Below are 16,701 nucleotides of genomic sequence, written 5' to 3' on the forward strand. Positions count from 1 at the left end.
TCCGCCCGCGACACGGTCCCGTGCACGCACCCGCGCCTCGTAAGATCGAGCGCAGTCGGCCCCTCCCGCCGGCGTGCACGCCCACGGTCGCCACGAGCCGACCTCTCCCGCCGAGTCGGGGCCGCCCACAGAAGCCGGCCCCGTCAGGCACCTCGGGCCGACGTCGTCCCGCCCCCTGTCGGATCTCTTCGTGAGGACGGATTCCATGGCTCTCACGCCAGCACACCAGCAGTTCAGCACGGTCCCCGAGGCCAGCGGCCTCTACGACCCGCGCAACGAGAAGGACGCCTGTGGCCTCGCCATGGTGGCGACCCTCCGTGGAACCCCCGGTCACGACATCGTCGACACCGCCCTGCGGGCCCTCCGGAACCTCGAGCACCGAGGTGCCGTGGGTTCCGACGCCGGCACCGGGGACGGTGCGGGCATCCTCTGCCAGGTGCCCGACGAGTTCCTGCGCCACGAGGTCGACTTCGACCTGCCGCCGGCCGGCCAGTACGCGGTGGGCATCGCCTACCTGCCCCTCGACGAGCAGGAGCGCTCCGAGCTGAAGACGGGCATCGAGCGCATCGCCGACCTCGAGCACCTCGACGTCCTCGGCTGGCGCGAGGTCCCCGTGCGCCCCGAAGAACTCGGCACGTTGGCGCGCAACGCGATGCCCGCCTTCGAGCAGCTCTTCGTCGCCAGCAGGCACCACGACGCCGACGGCGTCCCGCTCGCCGGCGTCGCGCTCGACCGCCAGGCGTTCCGGCTGCGCAAGCGTGCCGAGCGCAAACTCTCGGCCTACTTCACCTCTCTGGGCAGCCGGACCATGGTCTACAAGGGCATGGTCACCACACTTCAGCTCGAGCCGTTCTACCCCGACCTGAGCGACGAGCGCTTCGCCTCGAAACTCGCGATCGTGCACTCGCGCTACTCGACGAACACGTTCCCGTCGTGGCCGCTGGCACAGCCGTTCCGCATGATCGCCCACAACGGCGAGATCAACACGGTCCGGGGCAACCGCAACTGGATGCGTGCCCGGCAGTCCCAGCTCGAGAACGAGCTCATCGGCGACCTGAAGCCCATCCTCCCCATCGTCAGCCCCGGGGCGAGCGACTCGGCGTCGTTCGACGAGGTCGTCGAGTTGCTCAGCCTGACCGGCCGGTCCCTGCCGCACGCGGTCATGATGATGGTCCCCGAGGCGTGGGAGAACCAGGTCGACATCGACCCCACCCTGCGCGACTTCTACGAGTACCACTCGATGCTCATGGAGGCGTGGGACGGCCCCGCGGCCATCACGTTCACCGACGGCACGCACGTCGGCGCCACCCTCGACCGCAACGGCCTGCGGCCGGGCCGCTACCTCGTCACCGACGACGGCCTCGTGGTCCTCGCGAGCGAGATCGGCGTCATCGACGTCGACCCCGCCAAGGTGGTCCGCAAGGGACGGCTCCGCCCCGGCAAGATGTTCCTGGTCGACACCGAGGCCGGCCGCATCATCGAGGACGACGAGATCAAACGCGACCTCGCCACGGCCGCGCCCTACGGCGAGTGGCTCGCCGAGGGGCGCATCCACCTCTCGGAGCTGCCCGAACGCGAGCACATCGTGCACACCCCGGCGTCGGTCACCCGCCGTCAGCGCACCTTCGGGTACACCGAAGAAGAGGTCCGCATCCTGTTGACGCCGATGGCGAAGACCGGCGCGGAGCCCCTGGGTGCCATGGGAAGCGACACGCCGATCGCCGTCCTGTCCGAGCGCCCGCGCCTCCTGTTCGACTACTTCACGCAGCAGTTCGCCCAGGTGACGAACCCTCCGCTCGACTCCATCCGCGAGTCGGTGGTCACGTCGCTCAAGCTGGGTCTCGGTCCCGAGCGCAACCTGCTCGCCGCGACCCCCGAGCACGCCCGCCAGGTGATCCTGGACTTCCCCGTCATCGACAACGACGAGCTCGCCAAGATCCAGCACATCGACCCGAGCCCCGGCTCCCGCAAGACGTCGACCATCCGCGGGCTGTACCGCGCCGACAAGGGCCCGCGGGCACTCGAGAAGCGCATCGCCGCCATGTGCAACGAGGTGGACGACGCGATCGAGGCCGGTGCGGAGTTCATCGTCCTCTCCGACCGCGACTCGAACGCCGACTTCGCCCCGGTGCCGTCGCTGCTCATGATCGCCGCGGTGCACCACCACCTGATCCGCACCGAGAACCGCATGAAGGTCGGCCTGATCGTCGAGGCCGGTGACGTGCGCGAGGTGCACCACGTGGCCACGCTGATCGGCTACGGCGCGTCCGCGGTCAACCCGTACCTCGCGATGGAGACCTGCGAGAACCTCGTGAGGGCCGGGATGATCACCGGGCTGAGCCCCGAGGACGCCGTGCACAACTTGATCAAGGCTCTCGGCAAGGGCGTGCTCAAGATCATGTCGAAGATGGGCATCTCGACGGTGTCGAGCTACGCCGCGGCGCAGGCGTTCGAGGCCGTGGGCCTCAGCCAGGAGTTCGTCGACACGTACTTCACCGGTACCTCGTCGATGCTCGGAGGCGTGGGGATCGACGTCATCGCGGCCGAGAACAAGCAGCGACACACGAGCGCTTACCCCAGCGACGGCTCCGTCATCGCGCACGAGCGGCTGGCCACAGGCGGCGAGTACCAGTGGCGCCGCGAGGGTCCCCGGCACCTCTTCAACCCCGACACCGTGTTCCGGCTGCAGCACGCCACGCGCACCCGCCGCTACGACATCTTCCGCGAGTACACCAAGCTCGTCGACGACCAGGCCGAGCAGCTGATGACGCTGCGCGGGCTGTTCCGGCTCAAGCACGGCGTCCGCCCGGCCGTCCCGCTCGACGAGGTCGAGCCCATCGAGTCGATCGTGAAGCGGTTCTCGACGGGGGCGATGAGCTACGGCTCGATCTCGCAGGAGGCGCACGAGACCCTCGCCATCGCGATGAACCGCCTCGGCGGCAAATCCAACACCGGCGAGGGCGGAGAGGACGTCGACCGCCTCCTCGACCCCGAGCGCCGCAGCGCCGTGAAACAGGTGGCCTCCGGGCGCTTCGGGGTCACCAGCATGTACCTCACGCACGCCACCGACATCCAGCTCAAGATGGCCCAGGGCGCCAAGCCGGGCGAGGGCGGTCAGCTCCCGCCGACGAAGGTCTACCCCTGGGTGGCACGAACGCGTCACGCGACGGCCGGCGTCGGTCTCATCTCGCCGCCGCCGCACCACGACATCTACTCGATCGAGGACCTCAAGCAGCTGATCTTCGACGTCAAGCGCGCCAACCCCAAGGCCCGCGTCCACGTCAAGCTCGTGAGCCAGTCCGGCATCGGCGCGGTCGCGGCAGGGGTCACGAAGGCCCTGGCCGACGTCGTGCTCGTGTCCGGCCACGACGGGGGCACCGGCGCGAGCCCGTTGAACTCGCTCAAGCACGCGGGCACGCCCTGGGAGATCGGCCTCGCCGAGACCCAGCAGACCCTCATGCTGAACGGGATGCGCGAGCGTGTCGTCGTCCAGGTCGACGGTCAGATGAAGACCGGCCGCGACGTCCTCATCGCCGCCCTGCTCGGCGGCGAGGAGTTCGGCTTCGCCACGGCGCCGTTGATCGTCGAGGGCTGCATCATGATGAGGGTCTGCCACCTCGACACCTGCCCGGTCGGTGTGGCGACCCAGAACCCCGAGCTCCGTGCCCGCTTCTCCGGCAAGCCGGAGTTCGTCGTCAACTTCTTCGAGTTCCTCGCACAGGAGGTGCGCGAGTACCTCGCCGCGCTGGGCTTCCGCAGTCTCGACGAGGCCATCGGCCGGACGGACGTCCTCGACGTCGACCGCGCCGTCGACCACTGGAAGGCCTCGGGTCTCGACCTCGCCCCGGTGCTGGTCGGTCCGACGTTCTCCGACGACGAGCCCCGACGCAACCGCACCTCGCAGGACCACGGCCTCGACGGGCACTTCGACGTGCAGCTGATCGAGCGCAGTGCCGACGTGCTGGAGAACGGTGGGCACGTCGAGATCACGCTCCCGATCCGCAACACCGAGCGGGCGGTCGGCACCATGCTCGGGCACGAGGTCACCCTGCGACACGGTGAGCACGGCCTGCCCGACGGCAGCATCGAGATCAACCTCAGTGGTTCGGCCGGTCAGTCGCTCGGTGCGTTCCTGCCCGCCGGCATCACCCTGCGCCTCGAGGGCGACAGCAACGACTACGTGGGCAAGGGCCTCTCCGGCGGCAACGTCGTGGTGCGTCCGCCCCGCGGCAGCGCCTTCGCCGCCGAGGAGAACGTCATCGCCGGCAACGTCATCGGCTACGGCGCGACCCAGGGCAGCATGTTCCTGCGGGGCATCGTGGGGGAGCGCTTCCTGGTCCGCAACTCGGGGGCCAGCGCGGTCGCGGAGGGCGTGGGCGACCACGCGCTCGAGTACATGACGGGCGGTCTCGCCGTCATCCTCGGCGACACGGGCCGCAACCTCGGAGCAGGCATGTCCGGAGGGACGGCCTACGTGCACCGGCTCAAGCCCGAACGGGTCAACGCCGAGGCGCTCGCTTCGGGTGAACTCGAACTCCACCCCCTCGGCAGCGCCGACGTCGAGATCCTGACCGACCTGTTGCGCCGGCACCTCGCCGAGACCGGGTCACCCGTGGCGGAGCACATGCTCGACGACCTCGACGCCACGGTGGCCGAGTTCGTGAAGGTGCTGCCCCGCGACTACGCCGCCGTCCTCGCCACCCGGCAGACGGCCGTCGACGAGGGTCTCGACCCCGATGGCGACGAAGCATGGAAGAGAATCCTGGAGGTGACCGGTGGCTGACCCCAAAGGCTTCCTGAAGACGCAGACCCGCGAGCTGCCCAAGCGCCGACCCGTGTCGGTCCGGCTCATGGACTGGAAAGAGGTCTACGAGCAGCAGGAGAGCGGCGAGCTCCGACGTCAGGCGGGCCGTTGCATGGACTGCGGCGTCCCGTTCTGCCACCAGGGCTGCCCGCTCGGCAACCTGATCCCCGAGTGGAACGACCTCATGTGGCGTGGAGAGGGCCGTCAGGCCGTCGAGCGCCTGCACGCGACCAACAACTTCCCGGAGTTCACCGGTCGTCTCTGCCCCGCGCCGTGCGAGTCCTCCTGCGTCCTGGGCATCAACCAGCCCCCGGTGACGATCAAGCAGGTCGAGGTCTCGATCATCGACCAGGCGTTCGCCAACGGATGGGTCACCCCGCACCCGCCCGAGCGCCTGACGGGCAAGACGGTCGCCGTCGTCGGTTCCGGCCCCGCCGGGCTGGCCGCCGCCCAGCAGCTCACGCGTGCCGGCCACACGGTCGCCGTCTACGAGCGCGAGGACCGCATCGGTGGCCTGCTGCGTTACGGCATCCCCGACTTCAAGATGGAGAAGAAGCAGATCGAGCAGCGCATCGCCCAGATGCAGGCCGAGGGCACGCGTTTCCGCGCCCGGGTCGAGATCGGTCGGGACATCGCCTGGGACGACCTCCGGGCCCGCTACGACGCCGTGGTCGTCGCGACGGGCGCGACGGTTCCCCGTGATCTGCCGATCCCGGGACGCGACCTGTCCGGCATCCACTTCGCCATGGACTACCTCGTGCAGCAGAACAGGGCCGGAGCGGGCGACACGGTGGCCGACCAGATCACGGCCGAGGGCAAGCACGTCGTCGTGCTGGGCGGCGGCGACACCGGTGCGGACTGCATCGGTACCGCCCACCGGCAGGGTGCCCTCTCGGTGACCAACCTCGCGATCGGCCAGCAGCCCCCGGAAGAACGCCCCGAGGCACAGCCGTGGCCGATGTTCCCCACGCTGTTCGAGGTGTCGAGCGCCCACGAAGAAGGCGGCGAGCGGGTCTACCTCGCGTCGACGGTCGAGTTCCTGACCAACGAGGTCGGCGAGGTGCGGGCCATCCGCGTCGCCGAGACCGAGTACGTCGACGGGCGACGGGTCCCCAAGGCGGGCACCGAGCGCGAGGTCCCCGCCGACCTCGTCCTGCTCGCCCTCGGCTTCACGGGACCCGAGCGCGACACCATCGAGGAGCAGCTGCGGCTCACCTTCGACGGTGGCGGCTCCCTCGAGCGCGGTGCCACCTACGAGACGGGCGAACCCGGCGTCTTCGTGACCGGCGACGCCGGGCGCGGTCAGTCGCTCATCGTCTGGGCGATCGCCGAGGGCCGCGCCACGGCCTCCGCCGTCGACGCCTACCTCGAGGGCCAGACCGTGCTGCCCTTCCCGGTGAAGCCCACCGATCGGTCCATCTCGGTCTGATCCGGCCATCCGACGGGAATAGGGTGGGAGTCGGGCTGTAGTCGTCCCACCCCCTTTCCCCCCACACGAACGGAACACATGAGACGCGCAAAGATCGTCGCCACCCTCGGGCCGGCGACGTCGAGCTACGACGACATCCGGGCGATCATCGACGCCGGCGTCGACGTCGCCCGCATGAACCTCAGCCACGGCAGCTACGACGTCCACGAAGGCGTCTACGCGAACGTCCGCCAGGCGTCGGCCGACTCGGGCCGCGCCGTCGCGGTCCTCGTCGATCTGCAGGGCCCCAAGATCCGCCTCGGCAAGTTCGCCGACGGTCCGCACGACCTCGAGGTCGGCGACGTGTTCAAGATCACCACGGACGACATCCTGGGTTCCAAGGAGATCTGCGGCACGACGTTCAAGGGCCTCCCCGACGACGTCACGGCGGGAGACCCGCTCCTGATCGACGACGGCCGCGTCAAGCTCCGCGTCCTCGAGACCGACGGCACCGTCGTCACGACCGAGGTCGTCGTCGCCGGCACGGTGTCGAACAACAAGGGCATCAACCTCCCCGGCGTGGCGGTCAACGTGCCCGCCCTCTCCGACAAGGACGAGGCCGACCTCCGCTGGGGTCTCCGACTCGGCGCCGACCTGATCGCCCTGTCGTTCGTGCGCGACGCGGACGACGTCGTGCGCGTGCACGAGATCATGGCCGAAGAGGGCCGCAAGGTCCCCGTCTACGCGAAGATCGAGAAGCCCCAGGCCGTCGACAACCTCGAGGCCATCATCGACGCGTTCGACGGCATCATGGTCGCCCGTGGCGACCTGGGCGTCGAGTTGCCCCTCGAGGCCGTGCCCATCGTGCAGAAGCACGCGGTCGAGCTCTCGCGTCGCATGGCGAAGCCGGTCATCGTCGCCACCCAGATGCTCGAGTCCATGATCTCGAGCCCGATCCCGACCCGCGCCGAGACCTCGGACGTCGCCAACGCCGTCCTCGACGGCACCGACGCGGTCATGCTCTCGGGCGAGACGAGCGTCGGCGAGTACCCGGTCATCACGGTGCAGACCATGGCGCGCATCGTGGCCTCCACCGAAGAGCACGGGCTCGAGCGCATCCCTCCGCTCGGCACGCGTCCGCGCACGCAGGGCGGCGCCATCACCCTGGCAGCGGCCGACGTCGCCGACTTCGTCCAGGCGAAGTTCCTCTGCGTCTTCACCGAATCGGGTGACTCGGTGCGTCGCATGTCGCGCCTGCGTCACTCGATCCCCATCCTGGCCTTCACACCCAACGAGGCGATCCGACGCCGCATGGCGATCAGCTGGGGCGTCCAGTCCTACCTGGTCGAGACCGTCACGCACACCGACGCCATGTTCGCGCAGGTGGACGACATCCTGCTCGGCAACGACCTCGCCGAATCGGGCGACAAGGTCATCGTGATCGCCGGGTCCCCTCCCGGGATCGCGGGCTCGACGAACGATCTCCGGGTGCACCGCGTGGGTGACGCCCACGGGGAGGCCGCTCCGGCCTACGCGTCGCAGCCCTGACGCACCGCGACACCCCTGGCGAAGCCGGGGCGATCCCCTCGGATCGCCCCGGCTTCGTCGTGTCGGCGGGGCGTACGCTCACGGCATGTCCGTGGACGCCCGTCATCCCTCGTGCTTCGAGTTCGAGGCCCGCTTGTACGTGGTGCCGTCCTGGAGCGGTCACGGTGTGGTCGAGACTCGTCGCAGCCTCGGCCCCGAGATCCGAGAGACCAGCCGAGGAGGCGCGGGGGTGGGCCGGTGGGCAGCTCTCGGTGCCCTCGTGGGCGGCTCGTTCCTCGGGGGAGTGGCGGCGACCGTGTGGCGGGTCGACGGCCTCTGGGCCCTCTCGCTGATCTTCGTCCTCGGCGCCGCGGTCGGGGCCGTGCTGGCGATCGGCACCCGGACGATCTTCCAGGAGGGGGCGGGTGACCAAGCTCGTGGGACCGCGGCGCCGAGTCCACCGGAAGGACCTCTGCCTGCCGTCGAGGTGCCGTGGGACGTCGCCCGGGCGGCGCCCGAGGACTCCACCGGGGACGAACTGGTCCTCTGGGCGACCTTGACCAGCCGATACCGCGAGGCGCGGGAAGCCCTCGTCGCCGGTGGCGGCGAGGACGACCGGTTCACCGACCCGAGGGAGGCCGGAGCACGGATCGCCGAATGGGAGAGCGCCTACCGGACTGCGAGCCGGGACTACGAGCCGGTGGCGCGCCTCCTCGGCTTTCCCCTGCCGTGAGATGGCCGACCCTCCCACCCGAGACGGGAACGGAGAAAGCCCCGACCCGCCGGAGCGGATCGGGGCTTTCGGTTCAGTGGCGGGCGAGCCCGCCGACTGACGGCGTCACGAGGACGCCACCGAGTCAGATGACGCGGATGTTCTCGGCCTGGAGGCCCTTGTTGCCCTGAGCCGTGTCGAACTCGACCTTCTGGTTCTCTTCCAGGTTGCGGTAGCCGTCGCCGGCGATCGCGGAGAAGTGCGCGAAGACGTCAGTGGTTCCGTCGTCGGGGGTGATGAAGCCGAAGCCCTTTTCGGAGTTGAACCACTTAACGGTGCCTGTTGCCATTTTTCTTGTTCCTTCAATCAGAGTTGTCGATCTCGATTTCGAGATCGCTCGTCGCGGTGCCTTTTTGTCCGCTCCCTCTGAGAACGACGCCACCGTCGGAACCCCTCTCGGTGAGAGGAGGCCTTCGGCACGTCGCGAGATACAAATGCGTAACACAACAACCAGTCCCATCAGCGTAGTGCACGGATGCCCACGAACACACCCTCTGAGCAGAACTCGTGTCGGTGTGTCGGCCCGATGACCGGACGAGGCAAGGAGAGCCACATCTCGTCGGTCGGCTTCGCGCCGGGGCTGGTGCCGGATGTGGGACTCGAACCCACACGCCCTCACGGACAGAGCATTTTGAGTGCTCCGCGTCTGCCATTCCGCCAATCCGGCGCACAACAACCAGGTCGACAATACCGTAGGCTTCACGTCGTGAGTGACCAGGAAGCAACCCCAGCAGCACCCCGTCGCGTCGTCGTGGCCGAAGATGAGTCCCTCATCCGCCTCGACATCGTCGAGATCCTCCGCGACAACGGTTTCGAGGTGGTGGGAGAGGCCGGGGACGGCGAGACCGCCGTCGCCCTCGCCACCGAGTTGCGCCCCGACCTCGTCATCATGGACGTCAAGATGCCCCAACTGGACGGCATCTCCGCCGCCGAGCGGCTCTCGAAGGCGCACATCGCGCCGGTCGTCCTCCTGACCGCGTTCAGCCAGAAAGAGCTCGTCGAGCGGGCGAGCGAGGCAGGCGCCCTCGCCTACGTCGTGAAACCCTTCACCCCCAACGACCTGCTGCCCGCGATCGAGATCGCCCTCTCGCGGTACGCACAGATCATCACCCTCGAGGCCGAGGTCGCCGACCTGGTCGAGCGCTTCGAGACCCGCAAGCTCGTCGACCGGGCGAAGGGGCTCCTCAACGAGAAGATGGGGCTCACCGAACCCGAGGCCTTCCGATGGATCCAGAAGGCGTCCATGGACCGCCGCCTGACGATGCACGACGTGGCCCAGGCGATCATCGAACAGTTGAGCGCCAAGAAGTAGTCGTCCGCGACGAGAGAAGGCCCGCCCCGACGATCGGGGCGGGCCTTCTCTCGTCGGCTCACCGGTCGCGGGCGTCCGTGAGGAAGTTCGTGATGCGGACCGTCGACAACAGCCGACCGCGATCGTCGGTCATGACGACCTGGTGCGTCGTGAGCGTGGAACCGAGATGGATGGCCGTGCAGGTGCCCGTCACCCACCCGGTCGCCGCCGAGCGGCTGTGGCTCGCGTTCAGTTCGATGCCCATCGCGACGCGTCCCGCTCCCGCGTGCACGTTCGCCGCCACGGACCCGAGGGTCTCGGCCAGGACGACGTGCGCGCCGCCGTGAAGGATGCCGACGGGTTGGGTGTTGCCGTCGACGGGCATCCGACCCACGGCACGCTCGGCGCTCATCTCGTCGATCACGATGCCCATCTTCTCGGCCAGGGCACCGACACCCCGTCGTCGGAACAACTCGACGGCGGCATCGCTCAGGGACGCGTCCGACGCGACGGTCCTCTCGGCGTCGTTCGGGACGGCGGACGGAGTGCTCATGGTTCTCCGGTGGATCGGACCGGGGCGCCCGGCGACGGTGTCGGGGGTGCCCGCTAGGCTGACGTGGTGACGGACGACACGAAGCCTACCCTCCTGGTCATCGACGGCCATTCCCTGGCGTTCCGGGCCTTCTACGCCCTCCCGGTCGACAGTTTCGTGAACCGCGAAGGTCAGCACACCAACGCCATCCACGGCTTCATCTCGATGCTGCTCAGCCTGCTCAAGGCCGAGAAACCGACGCACCTGGCCGTCGCCTTCGACATCTCTCGCTTCTCCTTCCGCACCCGCGAGTACCCCGAGTACAAGGGCACGCGGTCCGAGACCCCGCCCGAGTTCGTGGGCCAGATACCGCTTCTCCAAGAGGCGTTGCACGCCATGGGCATCACCACGATCACCAAAGAGGACTTCGAGGCCGACGACATCCTCGCGACCCTGGCGAGCCGCGGTCGCGACGACGGGTACCGGGTCCTGGTGGTCTCCGGCGATCGCGACGCCATCCAGATGGTCAACGACGACGTCACCCTCCTTTATCCCTCGGCCCGCGGCGTGAGCGAACTCACCCGGTACGACCGCGACAAGGTCTTCGAGCGATACGGCATCGAACCCCACCAGTACCCCGAGGTCGCCGCTCTCGTCGGCGAGACGAGCGACAACCTCATCGGCATCGACAAGGTGGGGGAGAAGACGGCCGTCAAGTGGATCAACCTCTACGGGGGTCTCGACGAGATCATCGCTCGTGCGGACGAGATCAAGGGCGTCGTCGGGCAGAAGCTCCGCGAGCAGAAAGAGAACGCCATCCGCAACCGCCGGCTCAACCGGCTGGTGACCGACGTCGAGCTCCCGGTGGGGCCGGGTGACCTCGAGCGCCGGGCGATCGACGAGGCGGCCGTCCGAGAGCTCTTCGACAAACTGCAGTTCCGCACCCTGCTCGAGCGCGTCCTGGCCCTGTCGGGATCGACCGAGCCCTCCGCGGCGAACGCGGGTGAGACAGCGGTGACGGCGGCCCCCGAAGGCCTCCCCGTCGTCCGGACCCTCATCGACGAAGAACTGGCCTTCTGGCTGAAGAAGCATGCGTCCGACCCCGAGAAGCCCGTCGGCCTCACGGTCGAGTACGGCGCGGACGGCATCGTCGGGCTCGGCATCTCGTCCCTCGACGAGTCGGCGTACGTGCCCTGGGCCGCGGGTCGCGGCGACTACGTGGCCCTCGAGGCCTGGCTGGACGACGCCACGCCCAAGGTGGTCCACGACGCGAAGCGCGCCTACAAGGCGCTGTCGCGGGCCGGCCTCACGCTGACGGGCATCGCCGGCGACCCGCGGATCGCCGCCTGGCTGCTGCGCCCGGGCCGCACCTCGTTCGCCCTGTCCGACCTCGTCTACGAGCAACTGGGAGAAACGCTGCCCGTCGGCGATCCCAACCAGCTCGTGTCGGCGGACGACGACGTCAACGTGGCCTCCGAGGCCTGGTACGTCCTCCGATTGTCCGAGTCGTTGGTTGCCGCCCTCGACGAGGGCTCCCGTCGGGTGCTCACCGAGATCGAGCTGCCCCTGGTGCCGGTGCTCGGAGACATGGAACTCACCGGTGTCGCCGCCGACCGCGACACGCTCAAGGCGCTCTCGCTCCGTCTGGGTGAACAGGCCGGCGAACTGGCCGCGGCGGCGTTCGCCGAGATCGGACGCGAGGTCAACCTCGGCTCACCCAAGCAGCTGCAAGAGGTGCTGTTCGAGCAACTCCAGATGCCCAAGACCCGAGCGACCAAGACGGGCTTCTCGACCGACGCCGCCTCCCTCGCCGATCTGCAGGAGAAGCACCCGCACCCCTTCCTCGACCTGCTCCTGAAGCACCGCGACGCGACGAAGCTGCGCCAGATCATCGAGACCCTCGAGAAGTCGATCGCCGACGACGCGCGCATCCACACGACGTACGACCAGACGGGCACGACGACCGGGCGCATCTCGTCCGTCGACCCGAACCTCCAGAACATCCCGGTCAAGGCCGCCGTCGGTCGCGAGATCCGCGCCGCGTTCGTGCACGGTCCCGATTACGAGACGCTCCTCACGGCCGACTACTCGCAGATCGAGATGCGCATCATGGCGCACCTCTCGGGCGACGAGGGGCTGATCCAGGCGTTCAACGAGGGCGAAGACCTGCACCGGTTCGTCGGTGCCCGCATCTTCGGGGTCGAACCCGCCGACGTCAGCCCGGCCATGCGCACGAAGGTCAAGGCCATGTCCTACGGCCTCGCCTACGGGCTCAGCGCCTTCGGCCTGTCGAAGCAGCTGCGCATCGAGACCGCCGAGGCACGCCAGCTCATGACCGACTACTTCGCCCGGTTCGGTGCCGTACGGGAGTACCTCCGCAACGTCGTCGAGCAGGCGCGCGAAGACGGCTACACCGAGACCATCTACGGTCGGCGCCGCCCCTTCGCCGACCTCAAGTCCCCGAACCGCGTCCTGCGCGAGAACGCCGAGCGGGCCGCCCTGAACGCCCCGATCCAGGGCTCGGCCGCCGACATCATGAAGATCGCGATGCTCGGTGTCCGATCCGAACTGGACGAGCGAGAGATGGGGTCGCGCGTGCTGCTGCAGGTGCACGACGAACTCATCGTCGAGGTCGCACCGGGCGAGGTCGACGACGTGCGCGAGATCGTGCGTCGGCGCATGAGCGGGGCGGCCGACCTGCGCGTGCCGCTCGACGTCAGCGTCGGCCTCGGCGAGAGTTGGGACGCAGCGGCCCACTGAGCCCCGGGCGCCGCGGCGCCGAACGGCCACGGACCCTGAGGTCCATCTCGGCGACGTCGCACGTCGCACGTCGCACGTCGCGCGTCGCCCGTCGCCCGTCGCACGTCGCACGTCGCCGAGACGGTCCGTCCTGCCCTTCTGCGCGCGCCTCCTGTCCCCGGGGTCCTACGACCCGGCCCGAGCGGCCCCGCTCGGGCACGTGCTGCCCGTTCATCGGGCATCGGTTGCCCATCGGGCAGCCAATCGACGCCCCACTCGGGCACAAACGGACACGACACGCGGTACAGACTTGACCGGGCCACACAAACGGACTTATATAAGCGCAGATCAACAACAGTTGAACTCCTTCCGCACTTCCGCACCACCGGTCAGCCCCCGAGGCGGCCGTGCAGTCCGACGACGAGGTCTCCCATGTACGCACCGGAGCGTCACCAGCAGATCCTCGACACGGCCCTGTCCCGGGGCCGAGTCGAGGTGGCCGGTCTCGCACGAGAGCTCTCGGTCGCGCCCGAGACCGTGCGCCGCGACCTGACCGCCCTCGAGCGCCGGGGCGTCCTCCGCCGCGTCCACGGAGGCGCCATCGCCGTCGAGCGCCTCGGCATCGAGCCTCCCGTGGTCGACCGGGAGGGAACGGCCGCGTCCGAGAAGGAGCGCATCGCCCGGGCCGCCCTCGACGAACTGCCCGACGGCGGCTCGATCATCGTCGACGCCGGCACCTCGACCATCCGTCTGGCCGAACTCCTGCCCCTCGACCGGGAGCTGACCGTGGTCACCCACTCGCTCGCCGTCGCCACCATCCTCATCAGCCGACCGAACGTCACGCTCCACCTGCTCGGCGGCCTCATCCGCACCCGCACGTACTCCGCGGTGGGGGACTGGACGCGGGCCCAGATCGCCGACGTCTTCGCCGACGTCGCGTTCATCGGGACGAACGGCGTCTCGGTGGAGCGTGGGATCAGCACCCCCGACCTGGCGGAGGCGCGGGTCAAGCGCGCGCTCATCGCCGCGTCACGACGCACAGTCGTCCTCGCCGACCACACCAAGTTCGGTCGCGAGGACTTCGCCAAGGTCGCACCGCTCACCGACGTCGACACCGTCATCACCGACTCCGGCGTGGACGCCGAGCTGGCCGACGACGTCGAACAGGCCGGCCCCCGGGTCGTGATCGCATGACGCGACCCCGACCGGCCCCCCTCGTTCCCTCCCGACGCACCACAGCACCTCGCACCACCTCCATCACCCCACACCCCTCTCGTCGCTGAGAGAAACAAGGAGAAGTCGTCACCATGTCCGAATTCACCCCCACCGTCACCGGTACGGGAGCCCGAGCGCGCGTCCAGCGCTTCGGCGGCTTCCTGGCCGGCATGATCATGCCGAACATCGGCGCCTTCATCGCCTGGGGCCTCATCACGGCCCTGTTCATCCAGACCGGTTGGACGCCGGTGCCCCAGCTCGGCGGCTTCGGCGAGATGTCCGACGGCACCCCGTGGCCCGGCCTCGTCGGTCCCATCATCAAGTACCTGCTGCCGATCCTGATCGCCTACACGGGTGGTCGCATGGTCCACGGTCAGCGCGGTGCCGTCATCGGCGCCGTCGCCGTCATGGGCGTCATCGTCGCGACCGACGTGCCCCAGTTCCTCGGCGCGATGATCGTCGGCCCGCTCGCCGCCTGGGTCCTCAAGCAGTTCGACAAGCTCGTCGACGGCCGCATCAAGTCCGGCTTCGAGATGCTCGTCAACAACTTCTCGCTCGGCATCATCGGTGGCGCCATGGGCGTGCTCGCCTTCTTCGGCCTGGCCCCGGTCACCACCGCGATCACGAACGTCTTCGGCGGCGCCGTCGGCTTCCTCGTCGACCGTGGCCTGCTGCCCCTGGCGTCGATCATCATCGAGCCGGCCAAGGTCCTGTTCCTCAACAACGCCATCAACCAGGGCATCCTCACCCCCCTCGGTGGCACGCAGGTGCAGGAGGCCGGCAAGTCGATCCTCTTCATGCTCGAGTCGAACCCCGGCCCGGGTCTCGGCATCCTCCTCGCGTACCTCTTCTTCGGTCCGCGCGCCATCCGCCCCTCGGCCCCGGCCGCGATCATCGTGCACTTCTTCGGGGGCATCCACGAGATCTACTTCCCGTACGTGCTGATGAAGCCGATCCTGCTCGTCGCCGCCGTCCTCGGTGGAGCGACCGGCATCGCGACGTTCGCCCTGTTCAACGTCGGGCTCGTCGGCCCTGCCTCGCCCGGCAGCATCATCGCCTACACGCTCGTCGCCGCCCGCGGGGACCTTCTCCCGATCTACCTGGGTATCCTGCTCTCGGCGGCCGTCTCGTTCGTCGTCTCGTCCCTCCTCATGGGCTTCGGTCGCAAGGAGAACCGCGAGGCCCGTGCCGAGGACTCCGCCGCACAGGAGCAGGCTCTCGCCGACGCCCAGGCCGCCACCGCGGCCAACAAGGCCACCAGCAAGGGCACCGCGGCACCCACCGCCTAGCCCGCCCACACCACCAGTCAGCACCACCACCACACAAGGAGAAGGTCATGGCAACCCTCGACGGTTCCAGCATCAAGAAACTCATCGTCGCGTGCGACGCGGGCATGGGCAGCAGCGTCATGCTGGCGTCCACGCTCAAGAAGCAGCTGAAGAAGAGCGGTGTCACCGTCGAGCACTCGCCCGTCGCGTCGATCCCGTCGGACGCCGACGTCGTCGTCACCCAGAACAACCTCGCCGAGCGTGCCCGCGGCGTCGTGCCGAACGTGCCCGTCGTGCCGTTCCAGCTGTTCATGGGAGACCCCAACGTCGCCAAGGTCGTCAAGGCGATCCAGGACGGCTCGACGGTCGAGGTCTGACGATGACCGACCAGCAGGCACCCGAGCTCTCGGCGCTCCTCGCGGAGTCGTCCATCCGACTCGACGAGGTCGCCGCCTCGCGTGACGAGGCCATCCGCAAGACGGGTCGGGCCCTGATCGACGCGGGTGCGATCGACGAGTCGTACGTCGACGCCATGTTCGAGCGCGAGAACTCGGTGTCCACCTACGTCGGCGAGGGTGTGGCGATCCCGCACGGCACCCTCGCCGGCAAGGACTCGGTCAAAGAGGACGCCCTCGTCGTGCTGCGGTTCCCGACCCCGGTCGACTGGGACGGCAACGAGGTCTCGGTCACGGTCGGCATCGCCGCCAAGGGCAACGGCCACATCGCCATCCTCAGCCAGCTCGCCAGCATCCTGATGGACCCCGACAAGGCCGCCGCCCTGCGCGGGTCGACCACGACCGCCGAGGTCTACGAGTTGCTCGCGTCGACCGACGACGACGACTGATCCCCACCCCCTCCAGAGGAGAAGACATGCCAGAACGTTCCGTCACCATCGCCTCGAGCGTCGGGCTGCACGCCCGCCCCGCCTCGTTGTTCAGCCAGGCCGCCGGCAAGACCGGCGCCAAGGTCACGCTGACCTCCGCGGCCGGCAAGAGCGTCAACGCCGCCAGCATCCTCGGCGTGCTCTCGCTGGGCATCGGCCACGGTGAAGAGGTCGTCGTCGCGACCGAGGGCGACAACGCCGAGGCCGCCCTCGACGAACTCGTCGCGCTCCTGGCGACCGACCTCGACAAAGAGTAGGTACC

At 69.0% G+C, this 16,701-nt stretch carries 13 protein-coding genes and 1 tRNA gene; 11 read left to right on the top strand and 3 right to left on the bottom strand.

Going from position 1 to position 16,701, the window contains the following annotated elements:
* Positions 1 to 205 precede the first annotated feature (205 nt).
* The 4 genes from gltB (at position 206) to IFT79_RS08420 (ending at position 8,472) form a co-directional block, all read left to right on the top strand.
* Complete coding sequence (gene gltB, locus IFT79_RS08405) at positions 206 to 4,783, top strand: glutamate synthase large subunit (RefSeq protein ID WP_192123639.1); 4,578 nt, start codon at positions 206 to 208, stop codon at positions 4,781 to 4,783.
* Positions 4,776 to 6,233 (top strand): glutamate synthase subunit beta, encoded by a 1,458-nt coding sequence (locus IFT79_RS08410; protein ID WP_123570084.1) that lies wholly within the window; start codon positions 4,776 to 4,778, stop codon positions 6,231 to 6,233. The genes gltB and IFT79_RS08410 overlap by 8 nt, the downstream gene beginning before the upstream one ends.
* 78 nt (positions 6,234 to 6,311) lie before the next feature.
* On the top strand, positions 6,312 to 7,760 hold the full coding sequence (gene pyk / locus IFT79_RS08415; protein ID WP_056045267.1) for a pyruvate kinase: 1,449 nt from the start codon (positions 6,312 to 6,314) through the stop codon (positions 7,758 to 7,760).
* A gap of 85 nt (positions 7,761 to 7,845) precedes the next feature.
* Positions 7,846 to 8,472 (top strand): hypothetical protein, encoded by a 627-nt coding sequence (locus IFT79_RS08420; RefSeq protein ID WP_123570083.1) that lies wholly within the window; start codon positions 7,846 to 7,848, stop codon positions 8,470 to 8,472.
* A 124-nt stretch (positions 8,473 to 8,596) separates the two neighbouring features.
* Here the strand turns inward: IFT79_RS08420 and IFT79_RS08425 are convergent, their stop codons facing one another.
* Entirely contained in the window at positions 8,597 to 8,800 is a 204-nt protein-coding gene (locus IFT79_RS08425) for a cold-shock protein (RefSeq protein ID WP_043592793.1), read from the bottom strand.
* A 292-nt stretch (positions 8,801 to 9,092) separates the two neighbouring features.
* Positions 9,093 to 9,178 (bottom strand) — tRNA-Leu (locus tag IFT79_RS08430).
* A gap of 39 nt (positions 9,179 to 9,217) precedes the next feature.
* Here IFT79_RS08430 and IFT79_RS08435 point away from each other — a divergent pair.
* Positions 9,218 to 9,823, top strand: coding sequence for an ANTAR domain-containing response regulator (locus IFT79_RS08435; RefSeq protein ID WP_043592796.1), 606 nt, complete (start codon positions 9,218 to 9,220; stop codon positions 9,821 to 9,823).
* 58 nt (positions 9,824 to 9,881) lie between these two features.
* Here the strand turns inward: IFT79_RS08435 and IFT79_RS08440 are convergent, their stop codons facing one another.
* Positions 9,882 to 10,235 (bottom strand): PaaI family thioesterase, encoded by a 354-nt coding sequence (locus IFT79_RS08440; RefSeq protein ID WP_233568385.1) that lies wholly within the window; start codon positions 10,233 to 10,235, stop codon positions 9,882 to 9,884.
* Positions 10,236 to 10,421: 186 nt separating this feature from the next.
* Between IFT79_RS08440 and polA the strand changes: the two genes are divergently transcribed.
* The 6 genes from polA to IFT79_RS08470 all read left to right on the top strand — a co-directional run bounded on the left by polA (position 10,422) and on the right by IFT79_RS08470 (position 16,696).
* A complete protein-coding gene (polA, locus tag IFT79_RS08445; protein ID WP_056047436.1) occupies positions 10,422 to 13,094 on the top strand; it encodes a DNA polymerase I in 2,673 nt (890 codons plus the stop codon).
* Positions 13,095 to 13,505: 411 nt separating this feature from the next.
* Entirely contained in the window at positions 13,506 to 14,267 is a 762-nt protein-coding gene (locus tag IFT79_RS08450) for a DeoR/GlpR family DNA-binding transcription regulator (protein WP_056045263.1), read from the top strand.
* A 113-nt stretch (positions 14,268 to 14,380) separates the two neighbouring features.
* On the top strand, positions 14,381 to 15,577 hold the full coding sequence (locus IFT79_RS16345; protein ID WP_056045261.1) for a PTS mannitol transporter subunit IICB: 1,197 nt from the start codon (positions 14,381 to 14,383) through the stop codon (positions 15,575 to 15,577).
* 47 nt (positions 15,578 to 15,624) lie between these two features.
* Positions 15,625 to 15,933 carry a PTS lactose transporter subunit IIB gene (locus IFT79_RS16350; RefSeq protein WP_054146078.1) on the top strand — a complete coding sequence of 103 codons (309 nt, stop codon included), beginning with the start codon at positions 15,625 to 15,627 and terminating at the stop codon, positions 15,931 to 15,933.
* A 2-nt stretch (positions 15,934 to 15,935) separates the two neighbouring features.
* The gene (locus IFT79_RS16355) at positions 15,936 to 16,400 is read left to right on the top strand and encodes a PTS sugar transporter subunit IIA (RefSeq protein WP_056045258.1); all 465 of its coding nucleotides are present in this window, start codon (positions 15,936 to 15,938) and stop codon (positions 16,398 to 16,400) included.
* Positions 16,401 to 16,426: 26 nt separating this feature from the next.
* Positions 16,427 to 16,696, top strand: coding sequence for an HPr family phosphocarrier protein (locus IFT79_RS08470; RefSeq protein ID WP_043592801.1), 270 nt, complete (start codon positions 16,427 to 16,429; stop codon positions 16,694 to 16,696).
* The last annotated feature ends 5 nt before the right edge of the window (positions 16,697 to 16,701 follow it).

It is taken from the genome of Frigoribacterium sp. CFBP 8759, assembly GCF_014841655.1.
GTDB lineage: Bacteria > Actinomycetota > Actinomycetes > Actinomycetales > Microbacteriaceae > Frigoribacterium.

Coding starts and splice junctions, on each gene's coding strand:
- IFT79_RS16350 (WP_054146078.1), top strand. CDS start 15,625: ATGGCAACCCTCGACGGTTCCAGCATCAAGAAACTCATCGTCGCGTGC.
- IFT79_RS08425 (WP_043592793.1), bottom strand. CDS start 8,800: ATGGCAACAGGCACCGTTAAGTGGTTCAACTCCGAAAAGGGCTTCGGC.
- IFT79_RS08420 (WP_123570083.1), top strand. CDS start 7,846: ATGTCCGTGGACGCCCGTCATCCCTCGTGCTTCGAGTTCGAGGCCCGC.
- gltB (WP_192123639.1), top strand. CDS start 206: ATGGCTCTCACGCCAGCACACCAGCAGTTCAGCACGGTCCCCGAGGCC.
- IFT79_RS16355 (WP_056045258.1), top strand. CDS start 15,936: ATGACCGACCAGCAGGCACCCGAGCTCTCGGCGCTCCTCGCGGAGTCG.
- pyk (WP_056045267.1), top strand. CDS start 6,312: ATGAGACGCGCAAAGATCGTCGCCACCCTCGGGCCGGCGACGTCGAGC.
- IFT79_RS16345 (WP_056045261.1), top strand. CDS start 14,381: ATGTCCGAATTCACCCCCACCGTCACCGGTACGGGAGCCCGAGCGCGC.
- IFT79_RS08440 (WP_233568385.1), bottom strand. CDS start 10,235: ATGGGCATCGTGATCGACGAGATGAGCGCCGAGCGTGCCGTGGGTCGG.
- IFT79_RS08450 (WP_056045263.1), top strand. CDS start 13,506: ATGTACGCACCGGAGCGTCACCAGCAGATCCTCGACACGGCCCTGTCC.
- IFT79_RS08470 (WP_043592801.1), top strand. CDS start 16,427: ATGCCAGAACGTTCCGTCACCATCGCCTCGAGCGTCGGGCTGCACGCC.